Raw genomic sequence first — 17,681 nt, forward strand, 5'->3', positions numbered from 1 at the left:
GCGCAGGGCCAGGCGTCGTGCCGGTGCGGTCGTCTCAGCCGCGGTCGACCTGGATGACGGTCATCGAGATGCGGGACATGATCGTCATCCGCAGCGCCTCGGGGGCCTGCTCGCACTCGCAGGACCGCTTGATGAGCGACTTGAGCGTCGTGTCGAGGTCGTACTCCTTCAGGCACGGCCCGCACTCGTCGAGGTGCGCCTGGATCTTCGCGCACTCGTCGGGCCCGAGCTCGCCGTCGAGGTACTCGTAGACGCGCAGCAGCGCCTCCGAGCAGTCGGTGCGCGCTCCCGCCCCGTCTGCGCTCGGAGCACCAGCCGTGGTGTGCTCGCTCATGACCGACCTCCTTCGGTGCCCACGCCCTCGGAGCTGCCGGCGGCGGCGAAACCGCGGTCGGCAGCATACTCCGAGAGCAGCTCTCGCAGCTGGCGCCGGCCGCGGTGCAGGCGGCTCATGACGGTTCCGATGGGCGTGTCCATGATCTCGGCGATCTCCTTGTAGGAGTAGCCCTCGACGTCGGCGAAGTAGACCGCGAGGCGGAACTCCTCCGGGATCGCCTGCAGGGCCCGCTTGACGTCGCTGTCGGGCAGGTGATCGAGCGCCTCCGCCTCGGCGGAGCGAAGACCGACCGACGTGTGCGACTCGGCACGCGCCAGCTGGTAGTCCTCGATCTGGGCCGAGTCGGACTCGAGCGGCTGACGCTGCTTCTTGCGGTAGGTGTTGATGTAGGTGTTGGTGAGGATGCGGTACATCCACGCCTTGAGGTTGGTCCCCGGCTTGTACTGGTGGAAGGCCGCGTAGGCCTTGGCGAACGTCTCCTGGACGAGGTCCTCGGCGTCGCTCGGGTTGCGCGTCGTGCGCAGGGCAGCGCTGTAGAGCTGGTCGAGCAGGGGCATCGCCTCGCGCTCGAAGCGCGCACGGCGCTCCGGCTCGCTCTCGCTCGCGACGTCGACGCTCGCGTCGGCGCGCGCCAGCTCCTCGGGGTCGGCCCCCAGGGCCGGGACGGACGTCGTGACTGCCGGCGTGCGGTCGGTGCTGGGGTCCGCGAGGCGCACGGCGGCGCTCGGATCGGTCTTCTTGTCCTTTGCCATCGTCTCCCAGCCTAGACCGGCGGGCTGTGGCAACAGACCGCGCGCGACGGCGGCGGTCGTGATGCTCTCGGGCTCACGGGTGGGGCAGGTGACCATGCCCGGTGCAACGACGCCTACGCGGGGAGCATTCCCGCGATCCTCGTCAGCGCGTCGATGAGGGCGCCGCGCGAGCCCTTGGGGTAGCTGTGCGCGCCCGGGACCTCGAGGAGGGTCGTGCCCGGCGGGAGGTGCGGGCGCAGCTCCTCCGGCGTGCCGAAGGTGTCCCGGGTGCCCTGCACGACCCATGACGGGTCGGGCGCCAGCGCGAGCTCGTGGGCCCTCAGCCTGTCGGGCTGCCCGGGCAGGTGCAGAGGGAAGCTGAGCAGCAGCCCCGCGTCCGCCTCGAGCGTGCCGGCGGTGCGGCAGGCGACGCGGGCGCCGGCGCTGCGGCCCCCGACGACGAGCGGCCGCGGCAGCCGTCCGCGCCCGGTGAGAAGGGCCTCGACCATCGGCACCCACGCGGCGTCGAGCGTCGGCGGCCGTCCGGCGACCCGGCGGCCGGCGACGAGCCACGGCTGCTCGATCAGCACGACGGCCCAGCCGGCCCCGAGCAGCACCTCGCGGGCGACGGCCAGGTCGATCGCGCCGAGCCCTCCCCCGGCGCCGTGGCCGAGCACCACGGTGCCGTGGGGCCGCTGCGGCCGCTGCACGTGGGCGCGCCCGGGACCACCCGGGGTCTCGATCTCGCGGACCGTCTCGCGCGTCTGGGCGCTCATGCGCCAATGACCTCGCCGGTCATCGGGTCGACGACGCCCTCGAGCTCGGACTCGGGGACGGGCTCGACGAGCGCCGGGCCGTTGTTGCGGGTGGCCCCGACGGCGCGGCTGACGGGGTGGGCCTCGAAGCGACCGGGCTGGGCGAAGTCGAGCACGCCCTGGACGTAGCCGGGGTCCTTCTCCTCCGGGTCCAGCCACTGCTCCCACTGCCCCGGCTCGAGCACGAGCGGCTGGCGGTCGTGGATGCGGTCCATGCCCGGGTCGGCGGCGGTCGTGATGATCGTGAACGTCGTGAGCCACGCGCCCGGGTCCCCGTCGGGCAGCTCCCGGTCGCGCCAGAACTCGTAGAGGCCGGCGAACGCGACGGGCGCGCCGTCGGCGCGGTGGATGAAGAAGGGCTGCTTGCGCGGCTTGCCCTTGGCGTCGACCGCGGTCGGCGAGACCTGCCACTCGTACCAGCCCTCCGCCGGGACGATGCAGCGGCGCGAGAGCGCGGCCTTGGCGAAGGCTCCCTTGCCGAGGACCGACTCGGCCCGGGCATTCGTCATGCGCAGACCCATCTTGACGTCCTTGGACCAGGCGGGCACGAGTCCCCAGGTGAGCAGCCGCAGCTGCCGCGTGGGCTCGGCACCCGCGTCGGCACCGGCGTCCCCGCTCCCCTCACCCCGTGGGCGGCGGGTGAGCACGACGGGCGCCTGCTTCGAGGGCGCCATGTTCCAGTCGGGCTCGCCGGCGGGCGGGCTCTGGGGGTTCTTCAGGACGCTGCGCGAGGGGTCCCCGGTGTGGTCCTCGTCGACGTCGAACGCCTCGATGAGCTCGTCGGGCCGCGCGCTCGCGGCATACCTCCCGCACATGCGCCAAAGCGTATGCCGCGTGGTCGGGCGGGGCGGGCGGGGCGGGCGGGCGCGGCCGTCGGGACGCCTGCGGTGTGGGCGTCGTCCCGTGGCCTACGGGTATGTCGATACCGTAGGTGTCCACACGTCCACGATGGCCACGGCACGCTCCGGCGGGCTGCGGCCAGAGGAGGAAATCGTATGATCGTCCGCCGTCTCGCCCGTCCGCTGCTCGCGTCCGTCTTCGTCGCCGCAGGGGTCGAGGCGCTGCGCAACCCCGCCGCGCGCACCGACCAGGCCGCCCACCTGCTCCAGAAGGTGCCGGACCAGGTCCCCGGGGCCGAGGTCGCCGCGAAGGACCCCGACCTCTTCGTCCGGGTCAACGGCGCCGCGCTGCTCGGTGGTGGCCTCCTCCTCGCCACGGGTCGTATGCCGCGTCTGGCCTCGACCGTGCTCGCGGCGTCCATCGTCCCGACCACGGCCATCGAGCACGCCTTCTGGGAGGAGACCGACCCGACCCGCAAGGCCCAGAGCCGCAGCCTCTTCCTCAAGAACGTCGGCCTGCTCGGCGGCCTGCTGCTGGCCGCCGTCGACACCGAGGGCCGTCCCGGCCTCGCGTGGCGCGCCCAGCACGCGACGAAGACGACGCGCCGCGAGGCGCGCCACGCCCAGCGGACCGCCAAACGCGAGGCGCGTCTGCTCGCCCACCGAGCACAGGACGTCGTGAGCTGAGTTGAGTCCCGCTGATCCATTGCCTCACCCCACGTCCGTGACGACCGGCACCACCGGCACCACAGCCGGCACGACAGCGCACGACACCGTTGGCTCGGTGCCGGACTGGGCGGCCCCGGTCGCGTCCGGCCCTCTCGACGCGACCGTGGTGCTGCCGGGCAGCAAGTCCCTGACCAACCGCTACCTCGTCCTCGCGGCGCTGGCGACCGAGCGCTCGCGCCTGCGGGCGCCGCTGCGGTCGCGCGACACGCTGCTCATGGCGGACGCCCTGCGGTCGCTGGGGGTGCGCATCGACGACGTCGCCCCGGAGGGTGAGGCGGTGGGCGGTGACGTGCCCGACTGGCTCGTCACCCCGCCCGAGACGCTGACGGGTGACGTCAGCATCGACTGCGGGCTCGCCGGCACCGTCATGCGCTTCCTGCCGGCAGTCGCCGCCCTCGCCGACGGGCCGGTCCGCCTCGACGGCGACCCGCAGGCCAGGGTGCGCCCGATGGGGCCGGTCATCGACGCGCTCCGGGCGCTCGGCGTCGACGTGGACGACGACGACGGCCACCTGCCGGTCACGGTCGACGGCCGCGGTCGGGTCCGGGGCGGGGCTGTGACGATGGATGCCTCCGCGTCGTCGCAGTTCGTCTCGGCGCTGCTGCTGGCCGGCGCGCGCTACGACGAGGGCGTCACCGTGCACCACGACGGCAAGCCGGTGCCGAGCGAGCCGCACATCCTCATGACCGTCGAAACCCTCCGCGACGCGGGGGCCATCGTCGACGACAGCGAGCCCAACACCTGGCGGGTCGAGCCGTCCGAGATCAATGCCCTCGACGTGTCGGTCGAGCCGGACCTGTCCAACGCCGGACCGTTCGTCGCGGCAGCCCTCGTCGTGGGCGGCACGGTCCGGGTGCCGGGGTGGCCGCAGCACACGACTCAGGCCGGCGACCTGCTCCGCGAGATCCTCGACACGATGGGCGCCGACGTGCGCCTCGACCGCTCGGGCCTCACCGTCGTCGGCAGCGGCGAGCTCGTCGGCATCGACATCGACCTGCACGACGCGGCAGAGCTCACGCCCACGGTGGCCGCCCTCGCCGCCCTCGCCTCGACCCCCACCTGGATCCGCGGCGTGGCCCACATCCGGGGCCACGAGACCGACCGTCTCGCGGCCCTGACCGCAGAGCTGGGCGGTGTTGGCGCACACGTGACCGAGACCGAGGACGGTCTGCGCATCACGCCGGCACCCTTGCACGGCGGGCGGTTCCGCACGTACCACGACCACCGCATGGCGACCGCGGGCGCGATCATCGGCCTTCGCGTGCCCGGTGTGCACGTCGAGGACATCGACACGACGCGCAAGACGCTTCCCGACTTCGTCGGCCTGTGGCAGGGCATGCTCGAAGGCACCGGCCCGGTCGTGCTCGCGCGATGAGCTGGCGGGACCTCGACGAGGGCGACATCCGGGTCCGACCGAGCCGCAAGGGGTCCCGGCCCCGCACCAAGGAGCGCCCGGCCCACGCCGACGCCGTCGTCGCCATGGTCATCGGCGTCGACCGGGGCCGCTACACGTGCCTCATCCCCAAGGGCGTCCTCGGCAAGAAGGAGCCCGAGCGCGTCGTCACCGCCATGAAGGCCCGCGAGATCGGCCGCACCCGGGTCGTCGTCGGCGACGACGTCGCCCTGGTCGGCGACCTCGCGGGTGGCCCCGACGCACTGGCCCGCATCGTGCGCATCGAGGATCGTCGCTCGGTGCTGCGCCGCACGGCGGACGACACCGACCCCTACGAGCGCATCATCGTCGCCAACGCCGACCAGCTCGTCATCGTCACGGCGCTCGCGGACCCCGAGCCGCGACCGCGCATGGTCGACCGGTGCCTCGTCGCGGCCTACGACGCCGACCTCGAGCCGCTGCTCGCCCTCACCAAGGCCGACCTCGTCGACCCCGCCGAGTTCCTCGCCAGCTACACGCCTCTCGAGGTCGAGCACGTCGTCACCTCGTGGAAGGACGGCGACTTCACCGGCCTCGACGCCCTGCGGGCCAAGCTGTCGGGCAAGGTGTCGGTCCTCGTCGGCCACTCGGGGGTCGGCAAGAGCACCCTCGTCAACGGCCTCGTGCCGGGTGCCCTGCGCGCCACGGGCATCGTCAACGACACGACCGGCCGGGGCCGTCACACGTCGACCAACGCCGTGGCCCTGCGCCTGCGTGGAGCCGACGGCTCCGACGACGGCTGGGTCATCGACACCCCCGGCATCCGCTCGTTCGGCCTCGCCCACATCGACGTCGACCGCATCATCGACCACTTCCCCGACCTCGCCGCGGGCACGGACGGCTGCCCCCGCGGCTGCACCCACGACGAGGAGGAGTGCGCGCTCGACGCCTGGGTCGAGCAGGGACACGCCGGACCTGCTGGCGCGTCGCGGCTCGAGTCGCTGCGGCGGCTGCTCAGCAGCCGCAGCACGACCGAGGAGCACTGAGCCCCAGCGGCATACGACTCCGCTCCCCCGGCCCGCCCTGACCGACGCCGGTTGCCGCTAGGTTGACCCGGTGACCTCCTACGACGACGACCTCCGTCTGGCCCACGTCCTCGCGGATGCCGTCGAGCGGGTGACGATGGCACGCTTCCGCGCCGCCGACCTCGTCGTCGAGAGCAAGCCCGACCTCACGCCCGTCACCGACGCCGACCGGGCCGCCGAGGAGCTCGTCCGGCACCAGCTGAAGCGCACCCGACCGCGTGACGCCGTCGAGGGCGAGGAGTTCGAGGCGACCGGACACGGCCCGCGACGCTGGATCATCGACCCCATCGACGGCACGAAGAACTTCGTGCGCGGCGTCCCGGTCTGGGCCACCCTCATCGGGCTCGTCGTCGACAACGTGCCCGTGCTCGGCCTCGTCGCGGCGCCCGCCCTCCAGCGGCGCTGGTGGGCGGCCACCGGCTCCGGCGCGTGGACGGGCCGCTCCCTGTCTTCGGCGCGGCGCATCTCCGTGTCGCAGGTCGGGCGGCTCGGCGACGCGTCGCTGTCGTACTCCTCCCTCGCCGGGTGGCGCGTGCGCGGACGGCGCGACGACTTCCTCGACCTCATGGACGACTGCTGGCGCACCCGCGCCTACGGCGACTTCTGGTCCTACATGCTCGTCGCCGAGGGGGCCGCGGACATCGCGGCCGAGCCGGAGCTCGCCGTCCACGACATGGCGGCCCTCGTCGCCATCGTGCAGGAGGCCGGCGGTCGCTTCACCGGCCTCGACGGACGCGCGGGCTGCTGGAGCGGCAACGCCCTGGCCACGAACGGCCTGCTGCACGACGAGGTGCTCTCGCGGATCGGCATGCCCTCCGCCTGAGCCCGCCGAGCCCACGGGTTGAGCGGCATTGGGTGGATCGCCCTGCGCGGCCTAGCCTTTGGGCATGCGCAGCCACTCGGGCATCCCGTCCGACACGTCCGAGGCGTCCGACCCGAACGAGCGCCCCGCGCCGACCGCGACGGTCCGCCCCGCCGATGCCGCCGACGTCGGCGCCCTTGCCGAGGTCGCCGCGGCGACGTTCGGGCTGGCGTGCCCGCCGTCGATGACGCAGGAGCGGGTCGAGGCCTTCATCGCCGAGGTGCTCTCCCCCGAGCGCTTCGCCGGCTACCTGGCCGACCCCGCTCGCCACGTCCTCCTCGCCGAGGTCGCGGGCACGCCGCTGGGCTACGCCATGCTCGTCGACGGCGAGCCCTCCGGCGACGACGTCAGGGCCGCGATCCGGCTGCGGCCGACGGTCGAGCTGTCGAAGATCTACGTGCTGCCGCAGGCGCACGGCACCGGCGCCGCAGCACTGCTCATGGCCGCGGCGCTGCAGTGGGCCACTGACGCCGGCGCCGCCGGGGTCTGGCTCGGGGTCAACCAGCAGAACGAGCGGGCGCAGCGCTTCTACGCCAAGAGCGGCTTCGAGCGCGTCGGCACCAAGCAGTTCCTCGTCGGCGGGGTCCTCGAGGACGACTTCGTCATGGAGCGCACCCTCACCCCCGCACCCCGGCCCTGACCCGCTCGTCCGGCACACGCCGCGGCCACACCCCGCGGCCACACCCCGGACCGAACGCTGCGTTCGGTGGGGGAAGCGGGGGTCAGGCGTCGGTGACGACCGTGACCTCTCCCAGTCCGAGGGCGCGGATCGCCTCGAGGTGGGCGTCGGCGTCGCCGACCATGACGATCGTCCAGCCTGCGCCCGGACCACCCGACCCGATCCCCGCCTCCTCGGCGAAGCGGGCGTATGCCGCCTCGACCCTCGCGCGGTCGACGGTGGCGAGGTCGCGCAGGTTGGCCGTCGTGAAGGCCGTCGTCCGGCCGTCGAGCGCCATGCCGACCGCCTCGTCGGCGATGGCGTCAGCCGTGGCGTATCGGCCGGGCGCGGTCTTGGAGATGAAGTCGACGCCCGAGCGGATCTCCTTGTCGGTGAAGCCGTCCCGGCCGCCTTCGAGGATCTCGACGAGCAGGCGCAGCGACTCGGCCGTCGAGTCGGCGCGCACCGAGCCCGAGGTGAGGAAGACCCCTCCCCGCCGCCGCGGGCGGAAGCTCGACCGGATGCCGTAGGTGTAGCCCTTCTCCTCGCGCAGCACCGCGTCGATGCGGGCGTTGGGCGAGCCACCAAGGACGAAGCCGAGCACCGGGTAGGGAGCCCATCCGCCCTCGACGGACCGGTCGGGGCCGGGTGCGCCGATGACGAACTCGGTCTGCACCGAGCCGGGACGGGAGACGAGCACGATCCGACCACGGTCGGGCGCGAGGGCCGCGGCGTGCTGGAGGTGGCGCTCGCGCTGACTCGGTCCCTTGGCCCATCCGCCGAGGGCTGCCTCGACGAGCACCGGCACGTCGAGGCCGGCCAGGTCGCCCGCGACGACCACGGTCACGCCCGAGGCGACGACGTGCTCGGCGTGGAAGGCCGCGACGTCCTCGCGGGTGATGGACGACACCGTGTCGCGCGTGCCACCGGTCGGCCGGGACGAGCGGTCGTCGGGCGCGTAGTAGGTGCGGACGAACTCGAGCCCGGCGCGGTGGGCCGCGACCGAGCGCTCCTGCTCGATCTCGGCGATCCGGGTGCGCACCTGGCGAGCCACCTCGGCCTGCGGGAAGGCGGGCTCGGTGAGGATCTGGCGCAGCAGGTCGAGCGCCGGCTCGAGGTTGCCCTTGACGACGTCGAGGTCGATCGAGAGTCCGGCGTCGGCCATGCCCGCGCCGAAGCTGACGCCCTTGCGCTCGAGCAGTCGCGCGAACTCCTCGGCGCTGTGCTGCTCGGTGCCCTCGTCGAGGGTGCGCGCCATGATCGAGGCCAGGCCCTCGAGCTGACGCGGCTCGTCGCGCAGCGACACGGGCAGCCCGAGGCGGACCGAGATGACGTACTGGCCGGGCACGTCGTAGGTGAGCAGGCGCAGGCCGTTGGGCAGGTCGACGCTGCTGCCCTCGGGGAACTCCCACGGCTCGGGCGGCGCGACGACGGGGCGGGCGACGGTGGTCATGAGGCCTCCTCCGAGAGGTGGTGGTCAGGGCCGGTCTGGTCGACGTCGTCCTCGGCGAGGTAGCGCACGACGGCCCGCGAGTCCGGGTCGAGCCAGGCCGCTGCCGCCGCGCGCGCCTGCTCGGCGGTGACGGAGCGGATGCGGTCGACGAAGGTGTTGACGTAGGCCGGGTCGCCGGTCAGCAGCGCGTGGTGGCTGATGTGGTCGGCACGCTCCTCGATGCTGGCGAGCGCGCTGAGCCACGAGCGTTCGGTGTCGGCGATGACGGACTCGAGCTCCGCGGCGTCCGGGCCCTCGTCGACGAAACGGCGGATCTCCTCGCACACGGCCTCCTCGACCGCGTCGACGTCGGCACCGGCGGACACGTCCATGGTGATCGTGCCGAGGCCCGAGCCGTCGACGAGGCCCATCGTCCAGCCACCCACGGCGACGGCGGTCTCGTCCTTGCGCACGAGCCGGCGCACGAGACGCGAGCTCGAGAGGCCGCCGAGGACGTCGACGGCGACCTGGCAGGCGAGGTAGTCGGGGGTCGTGTCGACGGGGAGGCGGAACGAGACGTAGAGGCGGTCGTTGGGCACGTCCCCGACGCGGTCGAGCCGCACCGGCTCGACCAGCGGCGCCAGCTGCGGGTGTCGTGGCCGCGGGGTCAGCTCGATCGCCGGCAGCGGTCCGAAGTACTTCTCGGCGGCTGCGAAGCCGTCCTCGGGGGTGACGTCGCCGACGAGGGTCAGGACGGTGTTGTTCGGCCCGTAGTGGGCGCGGAAGAAGGCGTGGACGTCCTCGAGCGTCGCGGCGTCGAGGTCCTCCATCGACCCGATGGTCGGGTGGTGGTAAGGGTGGTCCTCGGGGAAGACGGTCGCGTAGATGTCGATGAGCGCCGAGCCGTAGGGCACGTTGTCGTAGCGCTGGCGCTTCTCCTCCTTGACGACGTCGCGCTGGTTGTCGAGGTTCTCCTGCGTCAGCGCGTCGAGCAGGTGGCCGTGCCGGTCGGCCTCGAGCCACAGGGCGAGCTCGAGCGCGCCGGTGGGCACCGTCTCGAAGTAGTTCGTGCGGTCGAACCACGTCGTCGCGTTGAGCCGGGCGCCCTCGTCCATGAGCGCCGAGAAGTGCTCGCCCGAGGCGACGTTGCGACTCCCCTGGAACATCAGGTGCTCGAAGAGGTGGGCGAAGCCGGTGCGTCCGGGGGTCTCGTGCCGGGAGCCGACGCCGACCCAGAGGTTCACCGCGACGTTGGGCACCGTGTGGTCCTCGCTGACGATGACGCGCAGGCCGTTGGCCAGGGTGCGCTCGGCGAGCGGGTAGGAGATCGCTGTCACGGGCTCGACCCTATGCGACGGAGCGGCGAAGATGAGGCGTCGCCGTCGCGTACGGTGGCGCCGCACGCGGCCCGTCGCGCAGGGGCCGACCCGGCAGACCCGCCACCGAACCGCCAGGAGCCAGCCCGCATGTCCACCCCTGACTCCACCCCAGACTCCACTCCTGACCCGGCCGGTCCCACCGCGGGCTCCTCGAGGGCCACCGTCCTGCGCCGCTTCGGACCGCTGCTGCTCGCCGTCCTCGCCTTCCTCGTCTACCGCGCCGTCACCTACGACGACGGCACCCGGGACATCACGATCGGTCGGTGCGTCACGGCGAGCGAGGCCGGCGACGTGCGGACGGTGGACTGCGCGGACGCCTCGTCGCTCGGGACGGTCGTCTTCGTGCAGCGCAACGCCTTCACGGACGAGTTTTCGGTGCGTCGCCTGTGCGCACAGCACGGGTCGAGCCGCGCGTTCACGAGCGCTCTGGCGCAGGGCGGGACGGGCACGGTCGTATGCGTGGTGCCCGGCCCGTGACCGAGGCGGGCTCCGAGCCCGCAGCTCTCCATAACCGCTACTTATGCTACTCACCCGGCCCATCACCAGCGGCTATGCTGGGGCCATGGGAGCACCATCGACGCAGGCCCTGCTCGACACGATCCGCTCGAGCGTCATCGGAGACGACCAGGTGATGCACGGCCCCTACGGGCCGCGCCGCGTCACCTACGCCGACTACACCGCCTCGGGCCGTGGCCTCACCTTCATCGAGGACTTCATCCGCGACGAGGTGCTCCCCCGCTACGCCAACACGCACACCGAGAGCTCCGGCACCGGCCTGCAGACGACCCGGCTCCGCGAGGATGCCCGACGCACCGTCCGCGACGCCGTCGGAGGCGACGACGAGACGGTGGTCGTCTTCGCCGGCTCCGGCTGCACCGGGGCCATCGACAAGCTCGTCGGGATCCTCGGCCTGCGCATCCCCTCGAACTTCGAGGACCGTTGGCACGCAAGCGAGCTCGTGCCCGCTGACCAGCGCCCCGTCGTCTTCATCGGCCCGTACGAGCACCACTCCAACGAGGTCATGTGGCGCGAGTGCGTCGCCGACGTCGTCGTCATCCCGCAGGACCTCGACGGGCACGTCGACATCGAGGTGCTGCGTGCGCGCCTCGTCGAGCACGCGGACCGCCCGCTGCTCATCGGCTCCTTCTCGGCCGCGAGCAACGTCACCGGCATCGTCACCGACACCGACGCGATCTCCTCGCTGCTCCACGAGCACGGCGCGCTCGCGTTCTGGGACTACGCCGCGGCGGCGCCCTACGTCGACATCGAGATGTACGGCCGCGGCGGCCGCGGCGTGGCCGGCCCCACGGCATACAAGGACGCCGTCTTCCTCAGCCCGCACAAGTTCATCGGCGGCCCGAGCACGCCGGGCGTGCTCGTCGTGCGGCGCGAGCTCATGACCAACCGCGTGCCCGACGTCCCCGGTGGCGGGACCGTGGCCTACGTCAACCCCGACGACCACGACTACCTCACCGACCCCGCGCACCGCGAGGAGGGCGGCACCCCGGCCATCATCGAGTCGATCCGCGCCGGCCTCGTCTTCAAGCTCAAGGAGGCAGTGGGCACCGAGACGATCCGCGCCCGCGAGGACCGCTTCCTCCGACGCGCGGTCGAGGCCTGGCAGCAGGAGCCGGCGATCGAGATCCTCGGCAACCTCGACGCCGAGCGCCTGTCCATCGTCTCGTTCGTCGTGCGGGCGCACGGCGAGCGCTACCTGCACCACAACTTCGTCGTCGCGGTCCTCAACGACCTCTTCGGCATCCAGGCCCGAGGCGGCTGCTCGTGCGCCGGCCCCTACGGCCACTACCTGCTCGGCATCGACCTCGAGCGGTCCCACGAGTTCGAGCGCGAGATCGGTCGCGGCTGCGAGGGCATCAAGCCAGGCTGGGTGCGGGTCAACTTCAACTACTTCATCTCCGACGTCGTCGCCGACTACGTCATCGACGCTGTCCGCCTCGTGGCGCGCGAGGGGTGGCGCCTGCTCGGGGACTACGTCTTCGAGCCGGCGACGGGGCTCTGGAAGCACAAGGACGGCCCGGTCGAGCCACCCCTCCGACTCCACCAGGTCAGCTTCGAGGAGGGTCACCTCTCCTACCCCGCGCAGCACGAGCGGGCGGGTGAGGACGCACTCGCCGGCCACCTCGAGGACGCGCGTGCGATCCTCGCCGCGGCCACGCGCGAGCGGTGCGACGAGGCCCACGTCAACGTCGACTTCGACCACCTGCGCTGGTTCGAGCTGCCCGTCCGCAGCCTGTCCCACTGACCGCGCCCCACCTCCGGTCCGCTCCCCCACCCGGCTCCCTGCGCACGTGCACCGGCCCCGTCACGGAGCCATCGCGGCATACCCTGTGAAGTCGTGGGCGGCGATGCCGACGTAGGTCGCGTAGGTCCTGGCACCCGAATCCACCTGTGCGAGCTGGTCGTTCATCCGCGTCAGGGTCTGGCCGTAGAAGGTCTGCTTGACCTCGGTCGGGTCCGGCCCGAGGTAGTTCGTCTCCTGGCCGATGCGGACCGGCTTACCCAGTGAGGCCGCCGAGGCAAGCTCCGCCGCGGCGACCGCCAGCGTGCCGTCAGCGCCCGCAGCGGTGTTGCGGTAGGCCATGATCGTCACGGCCGATACGCGGCGCATCGCCTCCCTGTCGAGCGTCGACTTCTTGCCCGCCTTGACCTGGTCGAACCAGAACGGGATGTCGGCCTCGACCGGCCGGGCGCCGCTCGCGGTGACGAGCCGGTCGAGCAGGGTGAGGTACTTCGAGACGGTCGTCGCCTGTCGCGTCGTCCACGCCGTCGTCGTCCACGGCTCGACGTCGACGTGCAGGCCGGTGAACAGGCCGGTCGCGATGGTTGGCCGGACCCAGTGGTCGACGGCCCACGTCGGGTTGTCGACCCACCCCGGGTCACCGCCGAGCGCGTCGACCCGCAGCCCAGCGCCCCGGGCCTGCGTCACGAGGTCGCGCACCCTGGGCAGGCTCGAGCTCGTCGTCAGGTCCGGGGGCACGGCGACGAAGAGCGTGTCCACGCCGCGCGACTGGGCCAGCTGGACGACCGACCCGGCGTCGGACCACGACCACACCCACATCGCGCGACCCTGCGTCGTGGCGGCGGCCGCGGCCTGCGACGACAGGACGAGCGACCCCAGCGCGCCCACGATCATCGCAGTCGCGGCCGCCCAATGGGCGCGCACCCGGGCGGACCGCGCCGGCCCGTGCCCGCGCGGGCGGGCGGCTCGTGGGCCGGGTTGTGTACCGCGTGACGGGCCGGTTCGTGGGCTCGACGTCATGACGCACCTCCTGCGTGCCAGACCGAGAAGGCGAATGTCTCAGACGGGGGCGGTGCGTGACAGGCGAATGGGCCAGAGACGCACGGGCACCCTCCGCTCAGTGCAGGAAGGTCTTGGCCAGCACCATGACGAGGCCGAGCAGGGCCGCGGCAAGCGACTCGCCGAAGGCCGCCCTCCGGCTTGCGCCGACGTGCCGAGCAGCGAGGTAGCCGACGGCTCCGAGCTCGACGGCGGTCAGCCACAGCGCGAGGCTGACCGCCAGCGCGGTGTCGGCCCCGAGCAGAGAGGCCACGAGCACCACGACGATGGCGGGCACGCCGCCTGCCAGCACTCGCGACTCGTGTCGCGCCGCCCGCGCGAGCCGGCCGGGCAGGGACGAACGGCCGTTGTGGAACTGGTCGGCGAACGCCCGCACGTAGACGTCGGCGAGCCAGTAGACGGCGAGCACGAAGACGGCCGCGATGACGACCCGGGCCGTCGACGGTGCGTGGTTCGCCGTGGCGCTCATGACCGCGCCGGTGATGATCGCCCCGTAGAGCAGCCCCGCAGGGTTGCCCTGCGCGATGATCCGCGCGGCTCGCTCCCGCACCTTCTCCGTCGGCACGGCCACCCCCTCGTCCGCGTCGCCGGTCGCGACGTCCTGAGGGACAGCCTGCCGCGATCGCACGCGGATGCGCCAGAGGGGGCCCGAACATGACGAAGGGCCCGGATCTCTCCGGGCCCTTCGTCTTCGCTGACGCGATCAGTAGCGGGGGCAGGATTTGAACCTGCGACCTCCGGGTTATGAGCCCGGCGAGCTACCGAGCTGCTCCACCCCGCGTCGGCAAGAGCAACGTTACGCGAAACCTCCCGCAGGACCAAATCGAGGTGCCACATCCGCTCGGATCAGGGCCTCGGACGCCGGAACGACCTGTGGCAGCACGCGATTCGCGTGCTGCCACAGGTCGTCCACGAGGGTGCTGCGATCAGGGCTTCGTCGTCGGCACCGACTGCGGTGAGGCGTCCACGGCCCGCTTGAGGGCGTCCTTGAGCTTGGTCTGCGCCTGGCCGTAGGCCGCGAAGTCGCCGCGCTTGAGGGCCGCCTCGCCGTCGGCGTAGGCCGTCTCCGCGTCCTTGAGTGCCTGGGACAGCGCCGCGGCGTTCGGGGTGCCGGAGGGCGCCGGCGTCGCCGTACCCGACGGCGTCGGGGTCGGTGTCGCCGTGCTCCCCGGCGTGGGCGTCGTGCCGGGGTTCGACGGCGTGCCCGTGCCGTTGTCGCCGGCCGATGCGCCCGACGAGCCGCCGAAGAGGTCGTTGAGCGCGAGGTCGAGCGAGCCCGCCCACGCGATCTTGTTGCCGAACGACACCGCGACCGCCACGAGTCGGGGGTAGGAGCCGGACTGCGACCGCGCCTGCGAGTAGATCGGCTGCACGTAGAGCAGGCCACCACCCACCGGCAGGGTCAGCTGGTTGCCGAAGATCACCGCGTTGCCGTTGGAGTTCGTCGTGCCGATGTACTGCGCGAGCGTCGTCGGCAGCTCGGGGTCCTTCGACGAGACCGCCGAGCTGCGCATGTCGTTGTAGACCTGGCCCGGACCGTTGACCGTGCCCCCGGTCGTCTCGAGGAGGCGCAGGGTGCCGTAGTTCGGCGACTTCTTGCCATCCTCCGACCCCGCGTCGCCGTCGACGGCGAGGAAGCCCGAGAGCACGTTGCGGTCACCGGTCGGCATGAACGTCGAGGTCAGCGAGAAGGCCGGGCTCTGCTGGCCGGGCATGGCGAGCGAGAGGTAGTAGGGCGGCTGCGGCAGGGCGTCGGCCTGCGTCGGGTCGTCGGGCACGCGCCAGAAGTTCTGGCCGCCGTAGAAGGACGCCGCGTCCTTGTCGTGGTACTTCTCGAGCAGCTTGCGCTGGACCTTGAAAAGGTCCTCCGGGTAGCGCAGGTGCGACATGAGCGAGCCCTTGATGTCGCTGAGCGGCTTGACCGTGCCGGGGAAGATCGACATCCACGCCTTGAGCACGGGGTCCTTCTCGTCCCACTGGTAGAGCGTCACCGTGCCGTCGTAGGCGTCGACCGTGGCCTTGACGGAGTTGCGGACGTAGTTGACCTGGCCGGCCTGGACCGCCCGCACCGACGTGCGGGTGCTCGTCACGGCGTCCTCGGTGACGCTGTCGAGCGTCGTGTTCTCCGAGTACGGGTAGTTCGCCGACGTGGTGTAGCCGTCGAGGATCCACTGCACCCGACCGTCGACGACGGCGGGGTACGCGTTGCCGTCGAGCGTCAGCCACGGGGCGACACGCTGCACGCGCTCACGCGGCGTGCGGTGGTCGAGCACGCGCGAGTCGTTGGTCACCGCGTCGGAGAGGAGGAAGTTGATCTCGCGGTACTTCACGGCATACGCGATCCGCTTGATGGCGTCGAGCTGCACCCCACCCGTGCCGGCGTAGGTGTAGTTGATCTGCCCGGTGCCCTTCGGGTCCGGGTAGTCGAACTCCTGCTTGTTGCCACCGACGATGGAGTACTCCGGGGAGCTCTCGCCGAAGTAGATGCGCGGCTCGTACTTGCCCAGCGCGCCCTCGGTGCCGATCTGCGACTCGAAGAAGGAGGGCCGGCCGTCGCTCTCGCGGGTGTTGCCCTTGGCCGCGACGACGCCGTAGCCGTGAGTGTAGACGGTGTGGTCGTTGAGCCAGTTGCGCTGCGCGTCCGGGACACCGTTGAGGTCGAGCTCGCGCGCGGCGATGACGGTGTCCTGGGACTTGCCGTCGATCTGGTAGCGGTCGACGTCGAGCACGTCGGCGAACTGGTAGTAGCCCTTGCTCGCCTCGAGCTGCTTGAAGGTCGGGCTGACGACGTTGGGGTCGATGAGCCGGATCCCGGGCACCGTGGCGGCGTCGTCGCGCAGGGCGTTCTGTGTGGCCACCGTCTTCGTGTCGTAGGGGTCGACCTTGATCTGGTCGACACCATAGGCCGCGCGCGTCGCGTCGATGTTGCGCTGGATGTAGGGCACCTCGAGCGACTTCTCCGACGGGCGCACCTTGAGCGACTGCACGAGCGCTGGGTAGATGCCGCCGACCGCGACGACGATGACGGCCAGCACCGCGACCCCGACGAGCGGGAGGCGCCACGAGCGCGTCCAGATCGTCGTGAGGAACATGACGGCGCACATGACCGCGGCGATCGCCAGGATCCCCTTGGTCGGGATGATCGCGTGCGACTCGGTGTACTGGATGCCGGTGATCTTGCTCGACTGCGCGGTCGCGAGGTTGTAGCGGTCGACCCAGAAGGCGACGGCGCGCACGAGCACGAGGACGGCGGCGATGACCGACAGGTGGACGCGCGCGGCCTGCGTCGAGCGCATCTTCGTGCCTGCGACGATGCCGCCGTAGAGGTAGTGCGTGAAGGCGGCGGTGATGAAGCCGATGACGAGGATCATCGTCAGGAACGCCACGACGAAGTTGATCCACGGCAGGTCGAAGACGAAGAAGCCGATGTCGAGACCGAACTCGGGGTCGTTGGTGCCGAACGCGCTGCCGTTGCGCCACAGCAGGAAGGTGTCCCACTGGGTCGCGGCCGACAGCCCGGCGAAGAGACCGACCGCGAGCGGCGCCGCGACGGTGGCGGTGCGCCGCATCGGCTCGACGAGCTGGCGGTAGTGCTCCATCGCCTGCGTGTCGGGCGACGGCGCGTAGATCGGGCGGTTGCGGAAGGCGAAGTGGATGCTCGACCAGACCATCGCCGCGGTCAGCAGACCGCCCACGAGACCGAGCAGCACCTTCGTGACGATCTGGGTGCTGAACACGCCGGAGAAGCCGACCGACTGGTACCACAGCACCTCCGTCCAGAACTGCGCTGCGATCGCGATCACCACGAGCAGCACGGCCGCCACGACGAGCGCCGTGACGAGCGGGCGTCGAGGCGGGGGCACGGTGGCGGTGTCACGGTGTCGGGGCGCACCCGACTCGTCGTCGTTGAAGTTGCCCGGCGGGGGGCCGAAGTTGCTGTCGCTCACGTGGAGTGCCTTGGGTGCTGGGGCGGGCAGGTGGTCGGGCGGACCCGTGGGCGGCCTCCTTCGGCCGCCTGCGGCAACCATAACCCGCGCTCCGCAGGCTCCCGCGGGGTGACGAGGCAACGTGACCCGCACGAGACCACACGGGTCCGTGGTGGCCCGCCGGCCGGCATACGGCA

General features: G+C 72.0%; 16 protein-coding genes and 1 tRNA gene. 7 read left to right on the forward strand and 10 right to left on the reverse strand.

Translation table 11 applies throughout. From position 1 onward, the window contains the following. Window positions 1–34: 34 nt before the first annotated feature. From rsrA to U5C87_RS20385, 4 genes are read right to left on the reverse strand one after another with little or no spacing between them, the layout of a single operon-like run. Entirely contained in the window at window positions 35–334 is a 300-nt protein-coding gene (gene rsrA, locus U5C87_RS20370; RefSeq protein ID WP_330474260.1) for a mycothiol system anti-sigma-R factor, read from the reverse strand. After that, complete coding sequence (locus tag U5C87_RS20375; RefSeq protein ID WP_330474261.1) at window positions 331–1,185, reverse strand: sigma-70 family RNA polymerase sigma factor; 855 nt, start codon at window positions 1,183–1,185, stop codon at window positions 331–333. The genes rsrA and U5C87_RS20375 overlap by 4 nt, the downstream gene beginning before the upstream one ends. Window positions 1,186–1,202: 17 nt before the next feature. After that, window positions 1,203–1,844 (reverse strand): alpha/beta hydrolase family protein, encoded by a 642-nt coding sequence (locus tag U5C87_RS20380; protein ID WP_330474262.1) that lies wholly within the window; start codon window positions 1,842–1,844, stop codon window positions 1,203–1,205. Continuing rightward, window positions 1,841–2,698: an SOS response-associated peptidase gene (locus U5C87_RS20385; protein ID WP_330474263.1), complete on the reverse strand. Its 858-nt coding sequence runs from the start codon at window positions 2,696–2,698 to the stop codon at window positions 1,841–1,843. The genes U5C87_RS20380 and U5C87_RS20385 overlap by 4 nt, the downstream gene beginning before the upstream one ends. 180 nt (window positions 2,699–2,878) lie before the next feature. Here U5C87_RS20385 and U5C87_RS20390 point away from each other — a divergent pair, with 180 nt between their 5' ends. From U5C87_RS20390 to U5C87_RS20410, 5 genes are all read left to right on the forward strand, one after another. Further along, complete coding sequence (locus tag U5C87_RS20390; protein WP_330474264.1) at window positions 2,879–3,409, forward strand: DoxX family membrane protein; 531 nt, start codon at window positions 2,879–2,881, stop codon at window positions 3,407–3,409. 37 nt (window positions 3,410–3,446) lie between these two features. Then, window positions 3,447–4,826: a 3-phosphoshikimate 1-carboxyvinyltransferase gene (gene aroA / locus U5C87_RS20395; protein ID WP_443082077.1), complete on the forward strand. Its 1,380-nt coding sequence runs from the start codon at window positions 3,447–3,449 to the stop codon at window positions 4,824–4,826. Beyond that, window positions 4,823–5,869 carry a ribosome small subunit-dependent GTPase A gene (gene rsgA, locus U5C87_RS20400; RefSeq protein WP_330474265.1) on the forward strand — a complete coding sequence of 349 codons (1,047 nt, stop codon included), beginning with the start codon at window positions 4,823–4,825 and terminating at the stop codon, window positions 5,867–5,869. Before aroA ends, rsgA begins: the two co-directional genes overlap by 4 nt. Before the next feature lie 70 nt (window positions 5,870–5,939). Further along, complete coding sequence (gene hisN / locus U5C87_RS20405; RefSeq protein ID WP_330474266.1) at window positions 5,940–6,731, forward strand: histidinol-phosphatase; 792 nt, start codon at window positions 5,940–5,942, stop codon at window positions 6,729–6,731. A gap of 64 nt (window positions 6,732–6,795) precedes the next feature. Continuing rightward, window positions 6,796–7,410, forward strand: coding sequence for a GNAT family N-acetyltransferase (locus U5C87_RS20410; protein WP_330474267.1), 615 nt, complete (start codon window positions 6,796–6,798; stop codon window positions 7,408–7,410). Window positions 7,411–7,492: 82 nt separating this feature from the next. On the opposite strand, the gene U5C87_RS20415 is transcribed toward U5C87_RS20410, so the two are convergent. Both U5C87_RS20415 and U5C87_RS20420 read right to left on the reverse strand, forming a co-directional pair. Continuing rightward, the gene (locus U5C87_RS20415) at window positions 7,493–8,881 is read right to left on the reverse strand and encodes a M16 family metallopeptidase (RefSeq protein ID WP_330474268.1); all 1,389 of its coding nucleotides are present in this window, start codon (window positions 8,879–8,881) and stop codon (window positions 7,493–7,495) included. Beyond that, window positions 8,878–10,197, reverse strand: coding sequence for a M16 family metallopeptidase (locus U5C87_RS20420; RefSeq protein WP_330474269.1), 1,320 nt, complete (start codon window positions 10,195–10,197; stop codon window positions 8,878–8,880). Before U5C87_RS20420 ends, U5C87_RS20415 begins: the two co-directional genes overlap by 4 nt. A gap of 129 nt (window positions 10,198–10,326) precedes the next feature. On the opposite strand from U5C87_RS20420, the gene U5C87_RS20425 reads away from it, so the two are divergent. Together U5C87_RS20425 and U5C87_RS20430 are read left to right on the forward strand one after the other, a co-directional pair. Next, entirely contained in the window at window positions 10,327–10,716 is a 390-nt protein-coding gene (locus tag U5C87_RS20425) for a hypothetical protein (protein ID WP_330474270.1), read from the forward strand. A gap of 85 nt (window positions 10,717–10,801) precedes the next feature. After that, the gene (locus U5C87_RS20430) at window positions 10,802–12,502 is read left to right on the forward strand and encodes an aminotransferase class V-fold PLP-dependent enzyme (protein WP_330474271.1); all 1,701 of its coding nucleotides are present in this window, start codon (window positions 10,802–10,804) and stop codon (window positions 12,500–12,502) included. A 60-nt stretch (window positions 12,503–12,562) separates the two neighbouring features. Here the strand turns inward: U5C87_RS20430 and U5C87_RS20435 are convergent, their stop codons facing one another. From U5C87_RS20435 to U5C87_RS20450, 4 genes are all read right to left on the reverse strand, one after another. Then, entirely contained in the window at window positions 12,563–13,423 is an 861-nt protein-coding gene (locus U5C87_RS20435) for a hypothetical protein (RefSeq protein WP_330474272.1), read from the reverse strand. Between the two features lie 193 nt (window positions 13,424–13,616). Continuing rightward, on the reverse strand, window positions 13,617–14,123 hold the full coding sequence (locus U5C87_RS20440; protein WP_156035122.1) for a hypothetical protein: 507 nt from the start codon (window positions 14,121–14,123) through the stop codon (window positions 13,617–13,619). A 142-nt stretch (window positions 14,124–14,265) separates the two neighbouring features. Further along, window positions 14,266–14,339, reverse strand: a tRNA-Met gene (locus U5C87_RS20445). 145 nt (window positions 14,340–14,484) lie between these two features. Then, window positions 14,485–17,505, reverse strand: a complete 3,021-nt coding sequence (locus tag U5C87_RS20450) for a UPF0182 family membrane protein (protein ID WP_330474273.1) — start codon at window positions 17,503–17,505, stop codon at window positions 14,485–14,487. Window positions 17,506–17,681 lie beyond the last annotated feature (176 nt).

The sequence above is a fragment of the Terrabacter sp. C0L_2 genome (assembly GCF_036352015.1).
Lineage (GTDB): Bacteria > Actinomycetota > Actinomycetes > Actinomycetales > Dermatophilaceae > Terrabacter > Terrabacter tumescens.

Coding starts and splice junctions, on each gene's coding strand:
- rsrA (WP_330474260.1), bottom strand. CDS start 334: ATGAGCGAGCACACCACGGCTGGTGCTCCGAGCGCAGACGGGGCGGGA.
- U5C87_RS20375 (WP_330474261.1), bottom strand. CDS start 1,185: ATGGTCACCTGCCCCACCCGTGAGCCCGAGAGCATCACGACCGCCGCC.
- U5C87_RS20380 (WP_330474262.1), bottom strand. CDS start 1,844: ATGAGCGCCCAGACGCGCGAGACGGTCCGCGAGATCGAGACCCCGGGT.
- U5C87_RS20385 (WP_330474263.1), bottom strand. CDS start 2,698: ATGTGCGGGAGGTATGCCGCGAGCGCGCGGCCCGACGAGCTCATCGAG.
- U5C87_RS20390 (WP_330474264.1), top strand. CDS start 2,879: ATGATCGTCCGCCGTCTCGCCCGTCCGCTGCTCGCGTCCGTCTTCGTC.
- rsgA (WP_330474265.1), top strand. CDS start 4,823: ATGAGCTGGCGGGACCTCGACGAGGGCGACATCCGGGTCCGACCGAGC.
- U5C87_RS20410 (WP_330474267.1), top strand. CDS start 6,796: ATGCGCAGCCACTCGGGCATCCCGTCCGACACGTCCGAGGCGTCCGAC.
- U5C87_RS20415 (WP_330474268.1), bottom strand. CDS start 8,881: ATGACCACCGTCGCCCGCCCCGTCGTCGCGCCGCCCGAGCCGTGGGAG.
- U5C87_RS20425 (WP_330474270.1), top strand. CDS start 10,327: ATGTCCACCCCTGACTCCACCCCAGACTCCACTCCTGACCCGGCCGGT.
- U5C87_RS20430 (WP_330474271.1), top strand. CDS start 10,802: ATGGGAGCACCATCGACGCAGGCCCTGCTCGACACGATCCGCTCGAGC.